The sequence below is a fragment of the Haliscomenobacter sp. genome (assembly GCF_033763495.1).
Classification (GTDB): Bacteria; Bacteroidota; Bacteroidia; order Chitinophagales; family Saprospiraceae; genus Haliscomenobacter.
Genome location: NZ_JANRKL010000162.1, coordinates 38,377 through 59,762, shown reverse-complemented (window position 1 = coordinate 59,762; position 21,386 = coordinate 38,377). Strand labels below are relative to the sequence as shown.

The window sequence follows — 21,386 nt, the reverse complement described above, 5'->3', positions numbered from 1 at the left end:
AGAAGGTTGAGGCTACCGCGAGCGACTCAATTATTCAACTCTTCAACTCGGTTACCAAATAATCGAGAACTTCGCAATGCCTGTCTTTACGGGCACGACCAATTCTTTTTTGCCATTAAAATCGCGAATCGAGGCTTTTAAGTCACCACCAAGAGCGATATAATACTTACGGTCGTCGATGGCAAAAGAGCCATCGGGCATGGCCATGATGTCCTTACCTTCCGCCAATTTGAGGTGCGCTCCGTCAGGAATAGCCCCATTCAGGGCAATCTCCCGCACCAGGCTATTCTGGTCTACGCTGGGATAGCAACGCTCTTCCACGTCGATTCCCTTGTAACTGTAGCGGAAAATAGGTCGCCCAGTTGCTTCTTCGATGGCGTAACCTTTGGTTTTGAAGTCTGCTTCCTGATAGGTAGTTGGAAATGCATCACTTCGGCCCTGAATAATGCCCAGGCTTTGGCCAATAAAAGTAAATTGAGTCACCCCCATTGGGCGGAAACTTCCATCTCCCCGATCGTTCCACATCGGAGTGGCATCGACAAAATCACCCCGCCAAACACAGGCCACATTGCCCGCTTTAAGATCGTAGATGTAATGCAGGCCACCAGGATCGCCTACTCCAATGGTATGAGTAAGGCGGCGCGCCCGGTCGCGTTCAAAGTCCAGGAAAGCCCGGAGCAACCTGGTTTTGTTCCCCACTGCTACCTGAATGGGTGAGGTAGGGTTGGGATCGGGCGGATAAGAACCAAAGGTGGTCAAAGTGGAACGTTGGATGGCCGAACCTTCGATGACCCAGCCCAGCCGTGGTGGCATGTAGCCAGCATCTTTGTAGTAATAGAGGGTAAAAGGGTGTGCACCAGCCTTGAGTTGCACGCTACTTTGTTTGGAGTCCCACCAACTATCCGGACGCTCGTTGAAGGCTACATTCTGGTTGTCAATTTGCAGTTTGTACCCACCAGTCGTATTGAGCGACATTAAGTAATAGCCATCTTCTGGCACATTCAATACGCCATCAAAACGAACCCCGGAAACATCCTCCAGATCCAGCACTTCAATCGTGACTGCGGGAAGTTTCCCACTGGATTTGGGGGTTTGGGCGTTAAGTTCCTCCGCATTTTTGAACTTGCCTTCGAAGTACTTGTAGGTGATATCGCTGGTGCTGGCCGTTTTGGCCCCCAGGGAGCGGTACTTGATGTTGCGGAAAGCAACAGCACCGTGGTCGCCCTGGATGAAAATAGGACCAAGAGGCACTTCTTTTTGATCGATCGGGCCACCCGTTGGCAGTGGAATTTCCAGATTTTGGTGTACGGTTACCCCATTGATGATCACGTAGTGTAAACGGGCATTTTCGATTTTATTGCCCTGAGCGTCAAATCGGGGTGCCTGAAAGGAAATTTTCAGGTTTTGCCACAAACCAGGTGCTTTGGCTGCATTAGCCAGGGGGGCTTTGCCCATATAAATTTTGCCAGGAGCACTTTCCCAGTTGCGGTAAATACCGCCAAGGTCACCGAACTTGGGCGATTTCACACCCCAGCTATCGAACAATTGTACCTCGTAGCGTCCTTGCAGGTAGATGCCCGAGTTGGACCCCTTGGGCATCATAAAATCCAGTTCCAGCTCCAGGTCACCGTGTTCCCAGGCGGTAAGCACTTTGTACCCTTCAACGGTAGCCCAATCCTGTTTTTTGTTGGCCTGATCCAGGATGTCGTGGTCTTTGTCGGATACATTGTTGAGCAAGATCCCTTTTCCTGGTGTAACTTTCATGCCGCCATTGCGATCCATCACCACATCGCCCACAATTTGCCAATTGCTGCCCGTGGTTTTGAAACTGCTCATGTCTTCGAGTGAGAGGGGTTTGAGTGGGAATTTTTGGGCCCACCCCATCACAACACTCAGCATGGAAATAGCAAGTAGTAGTGTTTTAACAGACTTCATTGAATGTGTTTGTTGAAAAAAGTAAATATGTCAATGGCCTCCGCCAGATACAAGCGTTGGTATTTCGTCCTTGGCTTTTCGCTCCTTAATGAACAGCCACAAAAAGGCAGATGTTGCCAAACTCAGGGCACAAATGATAAAAATGAGGCCCTTGTCCTCAGCAGCACTGATGGCTTCACCTACCCCCAGGCTGGCCACCAACTGGGGTAAAACTACCGATAAATTGAACAAGCCCATAAACATTCCCATTCGCGATTGGTCAATGGTTTGAGACATGATGGCAAAAGGTAAACTTACAGTGGCCGCCCAACCTATCCCCACAACGCCCATTAATACATAAATACTGGACACCGATTGGCCAAATAAAAATATACTTGCATAGCCCAGGGCCATGATGGCAATACACAACAAGTGGGTTTTGACTCGCCCGATTTTGCTGGTCAATGGTTGCAACAAAATGGCAGGCAGTACTGCTGCGACTGCGTTAAAAATCAAAAAGGAGATGGAAACCACCTGTCCCATTTGATCATCACTCAGTCCCACTATTTTTTGCTGTACATAAGCAAACATGTACACAAACATGGTTTGAATGCCCAGCCAAGTAAAGGAATGTGCCGCGAGGATTTTCTGAAAGTCGATCAAATGGGCGTATTTGGAGCCAAAGGCCGGTTTTTTCAACAAAAAGATCAACAAAATACTACCGATGGTCAGTCCTACACAAATGCCTTGCAACAAGGAACTAACTGCTTGGTCCAGCAGTCGGGCAACGATGCCAATGAATGCATACAACAGGTAGCCCCACAAAGGACTAATGGCTACGACAATTTGTGAAAAAGAAGCTTTTTGCTGAGGCTCTTCGGTAGTATCGGCTTCGGCTTGTAAGGTTCGAGGTTCTTCGATGAAAAACGGAGGAATCACTGAAATGAGCAGCACCAGGATGGCTCCAAAATAAATCAGGGTATAATTGCCCCAAATGGCGCCAATGGCGTATGCGGCCACCCCAAAGGTGCCGGAAATGGTTTGCATCCAGGTGTAGCCTTTGGTTCGTGCATCACCTGCCGGAGTAACGTCAGCAATGATGGAACGGGTAGGATTGAAGCTGATGTTGATGGCCAAATCCAAGGTGAGCGCTATGGTGATGGCTACGCCCAACAAGGCATCGGTGCCCATGGCTTTGGAAATGACACCGATATTGGGCAAGGCTAGCAACATCAGGGCGGCCAATGCCCCGCCAATGAGGATAAAGGGCCGGCGGCGGCCACCCCAAAACCAGACATTGTCGCTAATCAGGCCAACAATGACTTGCCCGAAAATACCTGCAATCGGCCCAGCTGCCCAAACCAGGCCAATTTCGTGAATGGCCAGGCCGTATTTGGTGCTCAAAATCCAACTCAAGGCAGAAATTTGAACCGAAAGCGCGAACCCCATCGCGGTGGAAGGCAAGCTGAGTAAGGCATAGAAAGGTGCTGCTAATCTTTTTTGGATGGCTAACATGTGAACTGATGTTTTTGAATTAGCGTAAAGATAGGCGGAAGAACGGAATCATGTTCATCTGGCTTCACCCTACATTTATGCTTAAGCCTCCTTTTTAAAAAATTTCACCGTTAGCAGCGGTATTTCTATCAATTCCTCACCACATTTTGTACCCAAACCCCTTTTTCGGTTTCCACCCTTACCACATACATCCCCATGGGCACAGTATTCAAATCGACACTGGCTTCACGGTTGTTCAACACTTGGATGGAAGGATTCATCAAGGCACCGTTTACGCTGTTCACTACCACTCGGCGAATATTTCCAGTTCTTTCTTCCAACACCAAACGGGTAAGGCCTGAACTTGGATTCGGATAGAGTGCAAAACCACCTTTCTCCGCCTCGGTCGTTCCCACTGTCATCCCACTCGTACGCGCCACCAGCCATAGCTTCGGGTCAAACTGCGCCTGGGTAACGTTAAAACCAGGATATACCGTAAACTCCTGCCCGCTGAAGGTGTTTTCCAAACGCGCTTCATAGGTTTTGCCACCAGTCCCCGTCAGCACAATTGGTACTGGCATTTCAAAAAAAGAAACCGAACTATGTGAAGTTGTTTGATTCAGGCGAATGATTACTTTTTGATCCCCTTCCTGCCGAACGTTGATCTGATAGGTGGGATAGCCCTGGCCATAGTACCAGTCTTTAAAAAACTCGGTTAAGTCTTGCTTACCTGCTGCTTCCAGGTGAGCTTTAAACTGGGGCGTTTTAGCAAAGCCATAAGCGTGTTCGGGGGCATTGAGGTAATTGCGTACACCTTGAAAAAAGGCTTGATCCCCTAGTTTCCAGCGCAACATGTGCAGCACCATTGCTCCTTTGTTGTAGGACAAGCGACTGCTAAAAATGCGGTTGACACTGCTCGTATCTGTTACAAACACACTACCACCTGCCTGACTGATGGCACTGTTGATTCGCCCGCTTTTAAAACTTTGCCAGTACTGCGGTTGCCGGAATTCGTAGGCCAGGCCCGACAAATAAGTGGCAAAACCTTCGTTGAGCCAAATGTCTTCCCATGAACCACAGGTCGTATGGTCGCCAAACCATTGGTGCGCCAATTCATGAGCGAGCAACTCATACCCATAATTGATCACAAAGGTCATGGTTTGGTGCTCCATGCCTCCACCCCAACTGAACTGGGCGTGGCCGTATTTTTCCTTGCGGAAGGGGTAGTCTACAAAAAGGGAATCGAAAAGCTCGATTACCGGGATCAAATCTTTGGTACCTGTTTGAGCAAAAGACTTGTGTTCGGGGTAAACGTAGTTCTCAATAGGCAAACGCCCGGATTTCAGCTCGGCATATTCGGTGTAGCGCTCATAGTTGGTCACCGCAAACGCGACCAGGTAGTTGGCAATGGGATAGCGGTGTTTCCAGCGGTAGATTTTGTCGTTGCCTTTTTCAATTTCAGCTACCAACAAGCCGTTGCTGGCCGCTTTGTATTCTTTCCTGCAGGAAATCCACATGTCCAGGGAGTCAATCTTATCGGTCAGGGTTTGTTTGCAGGGCCACCAGTCGCGGGCACCGTAGGGTTCGGAAAGGGTCCAGATGACAGGGACACCACTATGGGTAGTTTGTTCAAAAGAGCCAAAGCCGTTATTGGCTGGCTCGCCTTGCCAAAAAATGGCCAATGAATCCAAAACGGCTTTGTTTAAAGCTTGAGGTAAGTTGATGCGCAAGACCAGATTGCTGTGGGTATATGCGACTTTTTTGCCTTTGTACAATACGGAATCCACCCGTAGCGGCTTATTGAGGTCGAAATGAATGGCCGAAAAATTGGCAGCCAGGGTTTGGAAATAGGTCGTGATTTTACCCGTAATGTAGCGGCGATTGGGGTCGATGGACAGCTCCATACGGTGGTATTTCACATCGTAATCTTCGGAGGGCGCCACTTCCGGACTCAGCAGGCTGGTCGTGTAGGCTTTGGCTTCCGCTTCGGCAATGGTGTTGATGTCCGTGGGGTTGAAGCTGAGCGTTTGAGCATTGGAGCTAAACGCTGTAAGAAAGGCAAGCAAAAACACGAAATAGGTTCTCATTTTCATTTAAGTTATTTCCACATTAGACACAAAGATATTGGATTCATCCTACCCTACTGCAGAATAGTTTGGTCAATTGGGATACATTTAAGCCATTCAGAAGATTTACAAACCCATTTTTGCAGCAAGCCGCTCCAGGTGTTTTTGCACCATCCGAATTTCGCCATAGGAATATTCGTCTCCCAGTGCAGCTTTAGCTTCGCCCAAAAGCCCCGATTCGCTTTGTTGCAAATAAGCCGAAATCGCCTGAATTTTGCTCTCCGCCACCAAATCCGCGATGTCCAGGTGTCCGGTACCAATGAAATGGGAAAGGTGGCCTTCAATGGTGGTGGTGGCGAAACCCCGTTCAGCGGCAATTTCTTCAATGGTTTTTCCTGCTTTGTACAAATCGTAAGTCAGGGTTTTGGTGTCCGTTTTGGGTGGTTTGGGGGCTTCTTCTAAATCGGGCAAAAACAATTGCATTTCCTGCAAGCCATTTTTTTCCACATAGGCATTTACCAGATTCAAAATATCCGTACCAAACTGTTTGATTTTAGCCTGCCCCATGCCCTTCACCCTTTTCAGTGCAGCGGTGCTGGTTGGCAACATCTCGACCAGTAAAGTCAAGGTTTTTTGGGGCAAAATCATGTAGCCCTCGGTACCGTGATTGGCCGCAAGGTCTTCCCGCCACTTGTGCAGGGCGAAGTACAAATCAGGATGAGAGGTTTGTTGGGCGATGCTCTTTTTGTTGACTTTAGGTTTGGCCGGTGCGCGCGAGTAGTCGATTTCGGCATTGGCCTTGGTTTGGAGGTACTGTTGAGCCACAAAGCTCGACTTGGCCTGTGCGAAACAGGCTTTTTTGATAAATAGCTCTTTTTCCAGGAATTGCAGGGCTTCTAGGGCGAGTTTTTCGATGGCCTTGTTGTCGGTCGCCAGGGGGACTTCTTTCAGCAGGGGCATCAGCAGTTCCAGTTTTTCTTCAAAATAGGTACAGGCTTTTTGGATGCGCTGCTGTAAGTCCGCATTTTCTTCCGGTAGGACAGTCTGCTGAAAATAAGCTTCGATTTGGGGTTTAAACTTGTCACCGATCACCACTATTTCATTGCGACACTGCTGTTCGATAAGCAAGACCTGGGCCACAGCCTCGGAAGAAACTGTGTTTTCATGGCTCAAGAAGGTACGTTTGGCATTTTCCAATTGTCGTTTCAGCACCCGGAAATCGAATAACTCATGGATCAAGCCTTGTTGGTAATCGATTTTAGATTGGGTCAAATGGCTTTCGTCAGGGGTGTTTTTATCCGCCTCTTCGGTGTAATTCTTGACTACTGTATCGGTGCGCACACTGGATTGGCCTATTTTAGAATGGAGCACAATGCCCTCAAAACTCTTGCAGCGACTCAGCGCCACGTATACCTGCCCATGCGCAAAAGCGGCCTGCGCATCAATAATGGCGCGCTCAAAGGTCAAACCCTGGCTTTTGTGAATGGTGATGGCCCAGGCCAGTTTCAGCGGATACTGTTTGAATGTGCCGAGGATTTCTTCTTTGACCTCCTTGCTCTCCTCATCCAGGGTGTATTTGACGTTGTTCCATTCGTCGGTTTTGACGTCAATTTCTTCGCTGTCTCCGGGGCATTTTACATAAATCACCTCCCCTACTATCCGCGTCACTTTACCGATTTTGCCATTGTAATATCGTTTTTCCTGGGAAATGTCATTTTTGACAAACATCACCTGCGCATCCACTTTGATGTCCAAAAGTTCATCAGTAGGATAGGAAAAGCTGGGGAAGTCGCCAGTAACGATTGCTTTGTACTGGATGGCTTTGCACGCAATCAGGTCCAACTTCGTGGCATTGATGTCGCGGGCAGCCTGGTTGTGCGAGGTGAGGGTAATGTAAGCGTCTTCTTCCTTGGGTTGAAAATTGGCGATGTAGCGGCTATTGAGCTGGTTCAGAACTTCCTGATCAATTTTGTTGTCGCGCACCTTGTTGAGCAAGGCAATAAAATGTTCGTCGGATTGCCGATAGATGTGTTTGAGCTCGATGCGTACAGTATCGGTTTGTTGCAAGGCCTGGCTACCGAAGAAGTACGCGGTTTTGTAATGTTCACGCAGCAGGTTCCATTCTTCGTCTTTTACAACTGGCGGCAACTGGTGTAAATCACCGATCATCAACAATTGGACCCCCCCAAATGGCCGTGAACGATCCCGGTGGCGGCGCAGCACCTCATCAATCCCATCCAGCACATCGGCACGCACCATACTGATTTCGTCAATGACCAGTAGGTCGAGGCTTTTGATCAAATTGATTTTTTCGCGGGTGAAACGCCGCATTCGCGAGGGATCCTCCATTTGGCCTGGTAGATAGGGGCCGAAAGGCAGCTGAAAAAAAGAGTGGATGGTCATCCCTCCCGCATTGATGGCAGCTACCCCAGTGGAGGCTACGACGACCATTCGTTTGACCGATTCCTGGCGGAGTTGGCGTAAAAAAGTCGTTTTCCCTGTACCGGCCTTACCAGTTAGAAATACATTTTTGCGGGTATTGCGCACATAATCAAAGGCCAGTTCTAATTGTGGATTGCGCTGCAGATCCATTGAATTTTCGTTTTGTGTGGATAAACTAAACAATACGCAAGTGCCAAACCAAAGATATGGTTTGTACACAAAACGAAAGGTAAGATGTAATGAATAGTTTTAAATTAAAAGGCAAAACAAAAATATGGATTTAGGTTTACATAAACAAGATTTGATGGAAAAATAGTTAAAAAGTTGAGCAGTTGGGGTTACCTCAGCGACTTTGACAAGGTTGTGTCTAAGCATCTGCGGTAGCCTCAATTGCTCAACTCCTCAACCAAAATCACAGATTCCCTCTCCGCTCCTGTTCCCGCTCAATGGCTTCAAAAAGCGCCTTGAAATTGCCTTTGCCAAAAGAGGTCGCCCCCTTGCGCTGGATGATTTCAAAAAACAAAGTAGGGCGATCTTCTACAGGTTTAGTAAATATTTGCAGGAGGTAACCCTCTTCGTCGCGATCCACCAGGATATTCAGGTCTTTGAGGGGTTGCAGGTCTTCGTCGATTGTGCCGACCCGCTCCAGCAAGTCTTCGTAATAGCTGGCTGGCACTTCCAGAAATTCCACGCCCCGGCTGCGCAATTCCCCAACGGTATGGATGATGTCATTGGTAGCTACAGCGATGTGTTGAACGCCGGGACCGCCGTAAAAGTCGAGGTATTCATCCACCTGCGATTTTTTGCGCCCAGCGGCTGGTTCGTTGATGGGGAATTTGATGTAGCCGTTGCCGTTGGAAACCACTTTAGACATCAAAGCAGAGTATTCGGTGGAGATGTCCTTGTCGTCGAAGGTGAGCAGCAGTTTGAACCCCATCACTTCTTCATAAAATTTTACCCACTGGTTCATTTGCCCCAGTTCCACGTTGCCTACGCAATGATCCACGTATTGCAAACCCACGCTGCCCCGGAAGGCTGCACTTTTGCGGGCAACAAAACCGGGCAAGAATACGCCACGGTAGTTTTTGCGTTCTACAAAGGTGTGGATGGTCTCGCCGTAGGTTTTGATGGAAGCGACAACGACTTCCCCGTATTCATCCTGCAACACTTTGGGTTCGGCGGCGGATTCAGCGCCTCTGCGCAAGGTTTCTGCATAGGCAAGGCGGGCGTCTTCTACCCACAGGGCCATTACCTTAACCCCATCGCCATGGCGGCGTACGTGTTCCGAAATTTCGGAATACGGAACCAGAGAAGTAGTGAGTACCAAGCGAATTTTGCCTTGCTGCAACACGTAGGAGGCGCGGTCCTTCACTCCGGTTTCTGGTCCAGCGTAGCCGATCATTTCAAAACCAAAGGCATGTTCGTAAAAATGGGCAGATTGTTTTGCATTCCCGACGTAAAATTCAATGTGGTCGGTGCCGAGTAGCGGCAGGAAATCAGTGGGGGTATTCAGGGCGGTTTGGGGATTTTCGAGAATGAGTGGCATGTGAATTTGGTTTTATTTGGTTGAGGGAGGTTGAGCAAGTTGAGGGAGGTTTAGGCTCTGCGAACCGCGTGGACAAAGGCTGCGTCTAAGTCGCTCGCGGTAGCCTAAACCTTCCTCAACCTCCCTCAGCCTTCTCAACTTCCCCACAAAGTTTCTCCAAAAGCTCCACTCAAGCCAATACATTTTTCTAATTTTGTCATAAGCAAAACTTATACTGAATCATGGAACTACGTCAATTGCGCTATTTTGTGGCCGTGGCCGAGGAACTACATTTCAGTAAAGCGGCCCAGCGGCTGTACGTTTCTCAACCCGCGCTGAGTCAACAGATTGGCTTATTGGAAAATGAGATTGGGGTAGAGCTTTTTATCCGCGCCAGCCGCCAGCACTTGCGCAAAGTGGAGCTCAGTGAAGCGGGCCAACATTTTTTTCAGGCTGCGCAAAAAATCCTGCAACTCAGCCAGCAAGCCATCGAACAAGCCCGCGAAATTGGCCTGCACCAGCAAGTGCTACATGTAGGTGTGTACAAAACTGCTTTGCGCGAACGCATCGTGGAACTGCTACAGGTGCTCAATCGGGATTTTCCCAATGTGGAGGTCAAACTGGTGGAGTTTCCCACGCCTCAAAATGTACAGGAAGCCGTTTTGGCCGAACAAATCGACCTGGGGCTCACCTTACTTCCGTTGCATTATGCCGAACTCAACGCCAAAGTCATCAAAAAAGGTAGCCTGCGGGTCATCCTGTCTCAGCAACATCCCCGGGCACTGGAAGTTTCCCTTAGTTTGGCATCTCTATGGGATGAGCGCTGGGTGGAAATCACCCGCAGCCTGCACCCGGTTTACGACGAAATTGAACAGATGTGCCAGTTGGCCGGGTTTAGTCGGGTGGGGAAAATTGTGCAGGAAGTATCTTCCTTGGAGCTGTTGATCAGTCTGGTGGAGGTGGGTCGAGGAATTGCTTTCATATCCTCAGCTTATGACTTGAGCAAGGAGCCTAATATTGTGGTGAAGGAGCTGGTGCACGCCGATGACAGTCCTTTTGTTTCGGTGGCGATTGATAGTGCCTTAGTGTATTTGGGGAAGAATGGGTCGCCGCTGATAAGGGCGGTGGTTGGGGGGATTGGGGAAGGGATGCTGGTGTGAGTGGTCGCTAATCGGCTCTGGCGACTGGACTGGTGGTAATCCGAAAGGGTGATGCCCTTCCTTGAGAGATGGCGCCCTTGCAGGGCTAGGTGACCATCACAAAATTTCTTTATAGCTGATGATTTAGCCAAACCTGTCAAATAAAGACCACAACAATTTTTATCTAAGGAAGGATTCTTATTATCTTCATCCAAACAATCCTTCTCGATATGACCACTCAACTCCCCGTCACAATCCCCATCTCCAAAGGCAAACTTTTACTCTCCATCCTTGGAGCATTCGCCTTTGTAGCCAGCGGTTTCTGGTTTGTGTTGGATCCGCCAAGTAGAACAGGTTCATCGATGGAACCGTTGCTGATTCGAGTTTTAGGCCTGGCTTCAATTCTGTTTTTTGGTGCTATTGGCCTTGTGGTCATCCGCAAACTTTTTGACCCTCGCCCGGGACTAGTCATCAATGAACAGGGTTTAATGGACAACTCGGGTGGGCTTTCCGCTGGGTTAATTGTATGGCAAGACATTGAAGATTTTCAGGTGCTGCAAATCCAACGCCAACGCTTGATCCTCGTTTTGGTCAAAAATCCTCAAGATTATATTGATCGGCAAAGCAGTGGCTGGAAGCGAAAATTGATGGCCATGAACTACCGGCAGTACGGTACACCTATAAGCATCAGTACCAATGGTTTGAAAATTTCATTTGCAGCACTACTGACAATACTAAATCATCAACTGGAGGTATTTCAACAACAAAAACCTTAATCCGTTTCAAAATGAAACCCAAACAAACACCCCTCATCCAAGCCACCGAACTCCTGCAACTCGCCAGCTCGCCCAACCTGGTCCTCATCGACGCCACCAACGGCAAAAATGCCCATGAAAATTATACCCAAAAACACCTCGCGGGTGCCCTATTTGTAGACCTCGACACCCAACTGGCCGACATCAAAGCAGATGTATCCCAGGGCGGCAGGCACCCATTGCCCACTTTGGCACAATTTTCCGAAACCTTGGTTAAACTCGGCATCAGCCCCCAAAGCCACGTAGTGGTGTACGACGACAAAAGTGGCGCCAATGCGGCTGCCCGCTTTTGGTGGATGCTCCTGGCCATCGGGCATTCCAGAGTTCAAGTTCTCGATGGTGGCATTCAGGCTGCTGAGCGCGCTGGATTTCCTATGAGTGCAGCCTTAGAGCAGCCAAAAGAATGCCTCCCCTACCCGATCCACGGCTGGCAATTGCCCCAAGCCGATATGGCTGAGGTGGAACAGGTCGCCCAGGATCCCAATTACTTGGTCGTTGATGTGCGGGATCACGACCGTTACCTCGGCTTGGTGGAGCCCATCGATTTGATTGCCGGGCATATTCATGGAGCCATCAATATACCCTTCAGTGAAAACCTGGATGTCAATGGTTTATTTAAGTCGTCAGCCGAATTAAAAGCCATGTATCAGGAAGCTTTTGCCGAAAGACCCGCCGATCACTTGATCGTTCATTGTGGCTCGGGGGTGACGGCTTGTCACACTTTGTTGGCAGTGGTCCAGGCAGGTTTGGAGATGCCTAAACTCTACGTCGGCTCCTGGAGCGAGTGGTCGAGGAATAAATGTTAATGATCGGTTTAAGCGACGGAAGCGCAAAAAATTGCCTAATAACTTGGTATCGATTTGTATCTTGTTCAGCACAAAACCAAGTTCACCATGCGTCTTTCCCTAGCCTTACTCCTTGCAGCCTGCCTGCTCAACAGCTGTCAATCCGAACCTACCCCTAACAAAGGTTCTGCCCAATACAGCGACCTGCTTGCCCTCTTCAAAAACTGGCGTAGTTTTGAAACGCCACCCCTACGCGATGGGGCTCCCGATTATACCGCTGCCACTTTTCAAAAACGCCAACCCGAGTTCAAAAAACTGCGAGCTCAACTCCTGGCCATGGATACCAGCAATTGGACCATCCCACAAAGGGTAGATTGGACCATCCTCTGGGCGGAAATGAATGGTTATGATTTCAACCAACGCGTGCTCCAGCCCTGGGTGCGTGACCCCGCTTTTTACCAATCCATCTACACCGACCGCAGCGATGTACCGGCGCACGAAGGCCCAACCCACCACCGGGTCACCGATCTTTGGACTTATACCTTTCCTTTGAGTCCAAAAGAAAAAGAACGTTTATTGAGCGATTTATGGGTTATCCCTGCCCTGAACGAACAAGCTCAACTTAATCTGACGGGCAATGCCAAAGACCTCTGGACTGCCGGAATACGCGACATTCGCTCCCAAAGTGACAACTTAAAGGCCATGCTGGATTTGCCGGGGGTAAAGGCCGATACGGAACTGGCCAAAACCATCCAAACCTGCATTGCCTCCACCGATCATTTCGTCGACTGGCTGGAAAAAGAGGCCAAAACCAAAACCGGGCCCTCTGGCATTGGCAAAGAAAACTATACCTGGTACCAGCAAAACGTCCATCTCGTACCCCTAACCTGGGATGATGAAGTGATGCTACTCAAACGGGAACTTGCCCGCGCCTGGTCGGCCCTCAAACTTGAAGAACACGCCAACCGCAAACTCCCGGAACTCGTCGCTGTCGACTCTCCCGAAGCTTACAATGCCCTGGCCAAACGGGCAGCACAAAGCCTGCTCAATTTTCTCAAAAATGATGAGATCATGAGCATGAAGGACTATTTCACTCCGGCCCTGGAAGCCCATTTGGGCAAATTTGTGCCGCAGGAAAAACGCAATTTTTTCTGGATCACCGTGCATTACGACCCTCGTCCGCTGTATTCCCATTTTTACCACTGGTTTGAACTGGCCTTGATGGACCAAGAGCCACATGCCAATGAGATCCGCCGTGCACCCTTGCTATACAACATTTTCGACTCCCACAACGAAGGCATCGCCACCGCTGTAGAAGAAATGTTCATGCAGGCGGGCTTGTACAAGGACGATCCCCGGGTGCGCGAGATTGTGTACATCATGCTGGCCCAACGGGCTGCCCGCGGCCTGGGCTCCCTCTACGCCCACGCCAACGAAATGACCATGGCCGAGGCCGGAGGCATCCATATGGACTACACCCCACGTGGCTGGATGAAAACCGAACCGGAACTGCGGATTTTTGAACAACACCTCTATCTCCGCCAGCCAGGCTATGGCACGAGTTATGTGACCGGAAAGTACTTGATCGAAAATGCCATGATGGATTTTGCAAGGATGCAAGAGCTGAAAAAAGAGCCTTTCCAGATCAAAGCTTTTTTAGATCGCTTCAATGCCATGGGGAATATTCCGGCGATTTTGGGCCATTGGGAGATGACTGGGGTGGAAGCTCCGATATCAGGGAATTGATGATTTTCTTTTTTTGAGTGCCCAAAGAGCCTTATGCCAAAAAAATCTTAACAATACTCAACCTAGCATCAGAATGAAAAAAACACAAGCAACCCGCCGCCGCTTTTTTAAAACCCTCAGCGCCGGAGCCGCCGCCCTGGGCTTAGGGTCGCCCTTTGCATTGGCTAGCAATGCCAGTAAAGAAGAGCCAGCCAAAGAGGGTGATCAGGTATTGTTCGTCGGAGACAATATTGCACTGGCCAATACCAACTATGGCAAAGTAAGGGGTTTCATCCTACGAGACATTTACCATTTTCTGGGCATCCCCTACGGAGCGGATACCTCGGGGGCCAATCGCTTTATGCCACCCCAAAAACCCAAGCCCTGGACCGACACCTACCCTGCCCTCTGGTGGGGCAACTCGGCGCCGCAACAAATGGAAAACCGCTACGCCAACAAGTTCGCCTCCTTCCGTGATCAGTGGAATTACGACGATGTGAGCGAGGATTGTTTGCGCATCAACATCTTTACGCCGGGATACAACGACAGCAAAAAACGCCCGGTTTTGTTGTGGATGCACGGCGGCGGATTTTGGAATGGCAACGCCATTGAGCACGAAGGGTACAAAGGCGAAAACCTGGCTCGGCTAGGTGACGTGGTTTTTTGCTCCGTCAACCACCGCCTGGGCCCTCTCGGTTTTACTGACCTTTCTGGGGTAGGTGGTGAAAAATACGCCTCCTCTGGCAATGTGGGGATGCTGGATTTGGTGGCTGCCCTGGAATGGATACATGACAACATTGCCAACTTTGGCGGCGATCCCAACAATGTAACCATCATGGGGCAATCCGGTGGTGGCTCCAAAGTGTGTACCACCACGGCCATGCCTGCGGCAAAAGGTTTATTCAGCAAAGCAGTCGTTTTGAGTGGGGCCAGGGTTGATTTGGGTCTTCCCGATCTTTCCAAAAAACTGGGTGCCTATATCCTGAAAGAGGCCGGGTTGGAGCCTGCTCAAGTAGATCAACTCCAACAGATGCCCTGGCAGAAATACTACGAAATCGCCCTGCGAGCCGCTGGAAAACTAGCCGTGGATTCGGGTAAAACTGCTGCCAGCGCTTCCCAGATTTTCCAGCCGCGGGTCGATGGCAAACACATTCCCGACCATCCTTATTGGCAAAAGCCCTCGCCCTACGCGGCCAAAGTTCCGATGCTGATTTGTTCGGTAACCAACGAAAGTTCCAGTACCTGGACCGATTCCAGCAGGGAGTCCATCACACTAGATGGCTTGAAGGAACAATTTAAAGGCACTTATGGGGAAAAAGCAGGTGCAATTGTAGATGCCTACGCCAAAACATTTTCCAATAAAAAACCAGCCGAAATCTGGTCGATGATCACCAATCATCGCCAAAGATCAGTTCTATTGGCGGATTCCAAATCCAAGCAAGAAGCGCCAGTGTATCTGGCCTGGTTTGGCTGGCAACCGCCATTGTTCGACAATCGGCTACGCGCCTTCCATTGCCTGGATATTTGCTTCTGGTTTTACAATACCGACACCATGTTATCGCACACCGGTGGTGGGGCACGCCCTAGGGCATTGTCTCAAAAAATGGCCGGTGCACTGTTGCAGTTCATGAAAACGGGTGACCCCAATGGTGGTGGATTGCCCAAATGGGCCAAGTATTCTTCAGACAAGGGCGAAACCATGTTCCTGGACGATACCTGTGCCTTGCAAAATGACCCTGATCGGGAAGCGCGTAAGGTTTTGCCGCCGTATGTGATTAGTTGATTTGTAGAGAAGCACGCTTGTGCGTCTCATGCATGAGAATTGGAGACGCACGGCCGTGCGTCTCTACCCCGCCACAAATTCCCAAGCCTGCTCCTCCGACCAAAACACATTCCGCTTCCCTGGAGTGTAAAACCCACAATGCCCGCCATACCTCGGTGCCATCAAGTGGAAATAAGAAGATTTTTCCGCCAGTTCATACGGAAAACAGGAAGGGCTTAAAAAGGTGTCATCTTTGGCATTGATCAACAAGGTTGGAATGCAAATGTCGGGTAAAAACAGGATGCTGCTGTTACGGGTCCAGTAGTCTTCAGCACTCTCAAAACCATGCACCGGCGCCGTAAAAGCCCCATCAAACTCTCCAAAATTGCGCGGCTTGGGGATGCTGACCTGAAACTGATCCGGAAAACGTTGGGCTTTTTCGTGCATCTTAGGGTTCAGGGTGCTCATGAAGCGGTACATGTAAATCCAGTTCTTCAATTTATTGAACTCTTCATTGGCGCTGGGCACATCGCATGGCACCGAAATGGCTACGGCTTTTTTGATTTCGGGGTACACCTGGGTACTTTTTTCACCAAGGTATTTCATCACCACATTGCCACCCAGGCTAAACCCAATCAAGGCAATTTCGCGGTATTGATTTTTGGCCAAAACATGTTGCAGCACCACGTCCAAATCACCCGTTTCCCCGATGTGGTAGGTCCGCAGCAGTCGATTGTTTTCCCCACTACAACCCCGGAAATTCATGCCTAGTCCATCCCAGCCTTCCAGAAAAAAACGCCGGATCATCCCTTTGATGTAACCACGTTCAGCTGAACTTTCGAGACCGTGTAGAACCAGCACCAAGCGGTCACTGCCCTGGGCCGCCCAATCCAGATCCAAAAAATCCCCGTCGGGTGTATCGATGCGTTCGCGGGTGTAATGCAAATCTGGCACTTTACGCCGCAGTGAAGGGTAGATGGTATTCACATAAGTATTGCGGAACAACCAAGGTGGAAGGTAATCGTCTTTTGAAATAAAGGGCATACGTAAACCTGTGTTAATTTGGCGACATTTTAGCGCAAATTTAGTCGTATATTTGAATAATGAAAAGCGGGTTCCGACATACTATGACCTTGTTTCTGCTGTTTTACAGCCTCTCGGGTTTTTCTCAACAGTACTTCAAGTTGCTGGAGAAATCAGACAAGCCGTATGAGCAAAAAATAGCCCGCTTTTCCAATGGCGACCTGCTGATCTGTGGCTCTCCAGTACGGGGTGAAACGGCCAACCGCAACGGTGGCATCAATATTCTCAGGCTTGATCCCTGTGGCAATACAGTATGGAGCAAAAACTTCGAATGGAAGCAAAATTTCATGACCTTCAAAGATGTCAAGATCAGCCCGAGTAATGAGGTATTTGTCTATGGAACCGCCTATGAAGGAGGTAGTGAATACATTTTTATTCTCAAACTCGGCCCCAAAGGTAACGAATTGGCCTATCGCATGATGCACATGGGCACGGTGGACAATTTCACCTACAACATCCAGGTTTTGCCCAACGGCAACCTGATGGCCTATGGCCTGGTGCTGGATTTTAGTACGGCCAAACGAGGCTTTTTGTGCATTTTCGATCCAAGTTTGACCATTCAATGGGGAAAGGTATTTGCTCCTTTTGAATCCACTGGTGAAGCAATTTTGACCGAAGATGGTGGTTTCCTTTGCCGTTCCGGGGTTTACACCTTTCGATTTTCTTCCACTGGCGACTTATTGTGGGCTACCACTTTTGATTCCAGTGAAAATACTGGGGGGTATTATCCAGTGGGTGGACCCATTGCCGTAGAAGGTGGTTTTGTTTTTGAAGCAATTAAAGGTGACCAATCCTTTTTTTATAAAATCAATCCTCAAGGTGAGGTTGTTTGGAACAGCCCTGATTTCAAAACGACGGGCCGCGCTGCCGACGTGCAAGTACTGGATCAGGGGGATTTGTTTGCCGTTTACAATCATCCTGGAAGCAATGAAAACTACCCCAGTCAATTGACGCTGAGTCAAAGTGGCCAAATCAGCCGACAGCGCAGATTGCTGATCGAACAGTCCCTCAAAACGGATGGCATCTATCAAACCCTGGCCAGCAAGGGTCGGGTCAGCATCATCGGGAGCCAGGATCTGAGGGCATCATCGGCTGATCGCTATGCGGGATTCATGCTGCAAGCTGCCATTGACTCCAATCAGGGCACTTGTTTTCGCTGGGAAGATTTCAGTTCAACCCGACCCCATTCCAGTCAAATTGTAATTGCGCCCCAAACGGTCAGTTTTTTCCCTTTCAATCCACGGTACCTCGAGGCAAAGATTGACAATGCCCCCTGGAAATTTTCCTTTGCTGAAAGTTGTGATCTGACCAAAAATCGGATTGTTTCTATTGATAGCACTTTGAGTTGCGGGTTAGATTGGAGCGTGGAATTGCCAAATGCCGATTTCGTTTGGGAGGATGGCACCCCTTCAGCCAGCCGGGTCCTTTCCAAACCCGGCATTTACCGGGCCTCCGATTACAATTGTATTGCCCCAACCATCCTTGAATACGAAGTAAAACGGGAACCTTGCGCTTGTTTGGTCTACCTGCCCAATGCGTTTAGCCCCAATGACGATGGCCGCAATGATCAACTGAGTTTGTTCAGCAATTGTCCCTTACAAAACGTGGAAATGAGTGTATACAGCCGTTGGGGCGACCGGCTGTTTTCGGCAAGTGGGGCGGATGTGCACTGGGATGGGCGAGGGCGCCAAAACCCTGCTGACCCGGGGGTATACATGGTAGCAATCCGCTACAAGGTATTGGATGAAAGTGGCAACATGCAGGAAGGAACTTTGACCCAGCAGGTGCAATTGTTGCGGAATTAACCTGGATTTTTATAATCTTGTCACTACTAATTTCATCCCAAACCATAAAGCAGTTTGTCATGTTCCATTCCCTATTTGCACGCAGCATTTCAGCATTTCTTTCCCTGGGCTTTTTGAGCCTGTTTTTGGTTCCAAATCATTCATTCCCTTTCCCTCCCAAACCTAAAAAAATAGCTACCATCGCCTACTACATGGGCAATGGCCAAAACCTGGACAAATACAAATGGGAGCAAGTCACCCATGTCATTTACAGTTTTTGTCACCTACGTGGTCAACGCCTGGCCGTAGATGATGCCAAGGATAGCGTCGCCATCCGCAATCTGGTTGCCCTTAAGAAAAAACACAAACAGCTCAAAGTAATGCTTTCTTTGGGCGGTTGGGGTGGTTGCGAAACCTGCTCCGGGGTCTTCTCCAAAGCTGAAGGTCGCCAGGAATTTGCACGTTCCGTCAAAGAGCTCATGCGGGAATACGGTGCCGATGGCATCGACCTGGATTGGGAATACCCCGGCATTGAGGGTTATCCCAGGCATGCCTTTATGCCCGAAGACAAGGCCAATTTCACTGCCCTGGTGCAGGAATTGCGACAGGTTTTGGGTAAAAAAGCCGTCCTGAGTTTTGCCGCCGGGGGCTTTGCCAGTTTTATTGAAAAATCCATCGAATGGGACAAGGTAATGCCTCTGGTCAACTATGTGAATTTGATGAGTTACGACCTGGTGAGTGGGTATAGCACCGTTACTGGGCACCATACGCCTTTGTTTTCCAATGAAAAGCAACAGGCCTCTGGAGCGGATGGCGTGCAGCAATTGCTAAAAATCGGTGTGCCTGCCGAAAAGATCATTCTAGGTGCCGCTTTTTACGCCCGCAGCTGGGTGGAGGTTGAAAATGTCAATCGGGGCTTGTACCAGTCGGGGAAATTCAAATCCTTTGTGCCTTACCACCGCATTTCCAGCACTTTTACGGCGGAAGAGGGTTTTGTGTTTTACCGTGATTCGGTCTCACAAGCACCCTGGGCCTACAGCCCACAACGCAAGGAATTTGCTACTTTTGACGACTACAGTTCAGTGAAACTCAAAACCCAATACGTGATGAAGCAAAAACTGGGCGGGATCATGTTTTGGCAATTGACCGATGATAAGCCGGGAACGGGTTTGTTGCAGGCGATTTGGGAGGCGCAACAGTAGTTTTTATAAAACACTCAACTAAACTTTTGATAACGATCAATAAATCCGGTATGAAAAAAACGCTCACACTGCTTTACCTCCTCGTTGGGGCCTTGTCCCTTTTTGCCCAAAACCTTACCCAACAAATCCAAGCCTTCGACACCTACGCCGAAAAAGCCATGCAAAGTTGGCAAATGCCTGGCATGGCGGTAGCTGTGGTAAAAGACGGACAAATCCTCTTCAAAAAAGCCTATGGAGTTCGGCAATTGGGCACCAACAATCTGGTCAACACCCAAACCCAGTTCGCCTGCGCCTCCACCACCAAAGCGATGACCGCTGTATGTATGGCCATCCTGATCGATGAAGGCAAAGCCACCTGGGATGACCCCGTCAGCAAACACCTGCCCGAATTCCTGCTCTACGACCCTTATGTGACCCGCGACCTCAAAATCCGCGACCTTTTCACCCACAACAGCGGCGTAGGCAATGCCGATTTTTTGTGGAGCATCATGGATGTGACTGGTGATGAGGTGCTGCGCAAAATGCAGCAGGTGGTACCCAGTTACCCGCTGCGGGCCAGTTTCATTTATCAAAATATTTTTTACCTGGCCGCGGGCAAGGTGATTGAAAAACTCAGTGGCCAAAAATGGGAGGTTTTCATCCAGACCCGAATTTTCAAACCGCTGGGTATGAACAACACCTACCCCACCCTGCAAAGCACCCCCACCAGCAACTTGTCCAAACCCCATTTCCGGGTCAATGGCAGCATCAAAGTGATTGAAGCCACCAGTGCCGACCAAATTGGCCCAGCGGGCAGTGTCCATTCCTGCATCGACGACATGAGCAAGTGGATGATCTGCATGTTGGACAGCAGCAAATACGCTGGAGGCCGCCTCGTGGAGCCTCATACCTGGGCCGAGTTGTTTCGCCCACAGGTGCTGGTTCCGGCTGGCCAGTTCTACCCCACCATGCAGTTGATCAAACCCAACTGGACGACTTATGGACTGGGCTGGTTTCAACACGATTACAAAGGCAAAAAAATCAATTACCATACCGGGAGCCTGGCCGGGGAAATTGCTATGCATGCACAATTGCCCGAGGCCAAACTGGGCATTTATGTTTTTGGGAATTTTGACCATGCTGAAGTACGCCATGCATTGGTGTACAAGGCTTTTGACCTCTTTGCGCTGGGTGGTAACCGCGATTGGAATGCGGAGTTTTTGACCCTCTACAAAGGAATTCAAGACCAGGCTGACAAGGAGGAGACAGCATTTAAGGCCAAACAAGTTCCCAATACCCAACCCAGAAAACCCTTATCGGAATACCTTGGGAAATATACACATCCTCTTTATGGTGAAGCAGTGGTCGCATTGGAAGGCAACAGACTTGTCGTCACCCTCAATCAATTTGTCAGCGCGAAGCTAAGCCACTGGCATTACGATACTTTTCGCGGGCCATACACCCAGGATTGGTACGGTACTGCCATGGGCAGCTTCAGCCTGGATGCAGAGGGCAAGGTGGGAAAGTTGACTTACGAAGGGATGGAGTTCACACGTTTAAATTAACGTGCGGTTTGAATTAATTAATTTTTTACCGCAGAGTTTCCCGGAGTATACACAGAGTTTCGCAGAGTTTTATTAGTTTTTAAGAGTTTTGCCACCTCTGGTGGCT

The 21,386-nt window shown here is 49.4% G+C and carries 14 protein-coding genes; 8 read left to right on the top strand and 6 right to left on the bottom strand.

Going from position 1 to position 21,386, the window contains the following annotated elements:
- Positions 1-51: 51 nt before the first annotated feature.
- The 5 genes from SFV55_RS17295 to hppD all read right to left on the bottom strand — a co-directional run bounded on the left by SFV55_RS17295 (position 52) and on the right by hppD (position 9,462).
- Positions 52-1,935, bottom strand: a complete 1,884-nt coding sequence (locus SFV55_RS17295; RefSeq protein WP_320030785.1) for a family 16 glycoside hydrolase — start codon at positions 1,933-1,935, stop codon at positions 52-54.
- 30 nt (positions 1,936-1,965) lie between these two features.
- The gene (locus SFV55_RS17290) at positions 1,966-3,429 is read right to left on the bottom strand and encodes an MFS transporter (protein ID WP_320030784.1); all 1,464 of its coding nucleotides are present in this window, start codon (positions 3,427-3,429) and stop codon (positions 1,966-1,968) included.
- Between the two features lie 128 nt (positions 3,430-3,557).
- Positions 3,558-5,495 (bottom strand): M1 family aminopeptidase, encoded by a 1,938-nt coding sequence (locus SFV55_RS17285; protein WP_320030783.1) that lies wholly within the window; start codon positions 5,493-5,495, stop codon positions 3,558-3,560.
- Positions 5,496-5,600: 105 nt separating this feature from the next.
- Positions 5,601-8,066, bottom strand: coding sequence for a helix-turn-helix domain-containing protein (locus SFV55_RS17280; protein ID WP_320030782.1), 2,466 nt, complete (start codon positions 8,064-8,066; stop codon positions 5,601-5,603).
- A gap of 262 nt (positions 8,067-8,328) precedes the next feature.
- The gene (hppD, locus tag SFV55_RS17275; RefSeq protein ID WP_320030781.1) at positions 8,329-9,462 is read right to left on the bottom strand and encodes a 4-hydroxyphenylpyruvate dioxygenase; all 1,134 of its coding nucleotides are present in this window, start codon (positions 9,460-9,462) and stop codon (positions 8,329-8,331) included.
- A 221-nt stretch (positions 9,463-9,683) separates the two neighbouring features.
- On the opposite strand from hppD, the gene SFV55_RS17270 reads away from it, so the two are divergent.
- The 5 genes from SFV55_RS17270 (at position 9,684) to SFV55_RS17250 (ending at position 15,688) form a co-directional block, all read left to right on the top strand.
- Positions 9,684-10,601 (top strand): LysR family transcriptional regulator, encoded by a 918-nt coding sequence (locus SFV55_RS17270; protein WP_320030780.1) that lies wholly within the window; start codon positions 9,684-9,686, stop codon positions 10,599-10,601.
- A 209-nt stretch (positions 10,602-10,810) separates the two neighbouring features.
- Positions 10,811-11,356 (top strand): STM3941 family protein, encoded by a 546-nt coding sequence (locus tag SFV55_RS17265; protein ID WP_320030779.1) that lies wholly within the window; start codon positions 10,811-10,813, stop codon positions 11,354-11,356.
- A gap of 11 nt (positions 11,357-11,367) precedes the next feature.
- Positions 11,368-12,201, top strand: coding sequence for a sulfurtransferase (locus tag SFV55_RS17260; RefSeq protein ID WP_320030778.1), 834 nt, complete (start codon positions 11,368-11,370; stop codon positions 12,199-12,201).
- An 87-nt stretch (positions 12,202-12,288) separates the two neighbouring features.
- Positions 12,289-13,926 (top strand): hypothetical protein, encoded by a 1,638-nt coding sequence (locus SFV55_RS17255; protein ID WP_320030777.1) that lies wholly within the window; start codon positions 12,289-12,291, stop codon positions 13,924-13,926.
- A gap of 73 nt (positions 13,927-13,999) precedes the next feature.
- Complete coding sequence (locus tag SFV55_RS17250; protein ID WP_320030776.1) at positions 14,000-15,688, top strand: carboxylesterase family protein; 1,689 nt, start codon at positions 14,000-14,002, stop codon at positions 15,686-15,688.
- 63 nt (positions 15,689-15,751) lie between these two features.
- Here the strand turns inward: SFV55_RS17250 and SFV55_RS17245 are convergent, their stop codons facing one another.
- Complete coding sequence (locus tag SFV55_RS17245; protein WP_320030775.1) at positions 15,752-16,711, bottom strand: YheT family hydrolase; 960 nt, start codon at positions 16,709-16,711, stop codon at positions 15,752-15,754.
- An 83-nt stretch (positions 16,712-16,794) separates the two neighbouring features.
- Here SFV55_RS17245 and SFV55_RS17240 point away from each other — a divergent pair, with 83 nt between their 5' ends.
- From SFV55_RS17240 to SFV55_RS17230, 3 genes are read left to right on the top strand one after another with little or no spacing between them, the layout of a single operon-like run.
- Positions 16,795-18,555, top strand: coding sequence for a gliding motility-associated C-terminal domain-containing protein (locus tag SFV55_RS17240; protein WP_320030774.1), 1,761 nt, complete (start codon positions 16,795-16,797; stop codon positions 18,553-18,555).
- A gap of 59 nt (positions 18,556-18,614) precedes the next feature.
- Positions 18,615-19,736 (top strand): glycoside hydrolase family 18 protein, encoded by a 1,122-nt coding sequence (locus tag SFV55_RS17235; RefSeq protein WP_320030773.1) that lies wholly within the window; start codon positions 18,615-18,617, stop codon positions 19,734-19,736.
- Positions 19,737-19,786: 50 nt separating this feature from the next.
- Positions 19,787-21,280, top strand: a complete 1,494-nt coding sequence (locus SFV55_RS17230; protein WP_320030772.1) for a serine hydrolase — start codon at positions 19,787-19,789, stop codon at positions 21,278-21,280.
- Positions 21,281-21,386 lie beyond the last annotated feature (106 nt).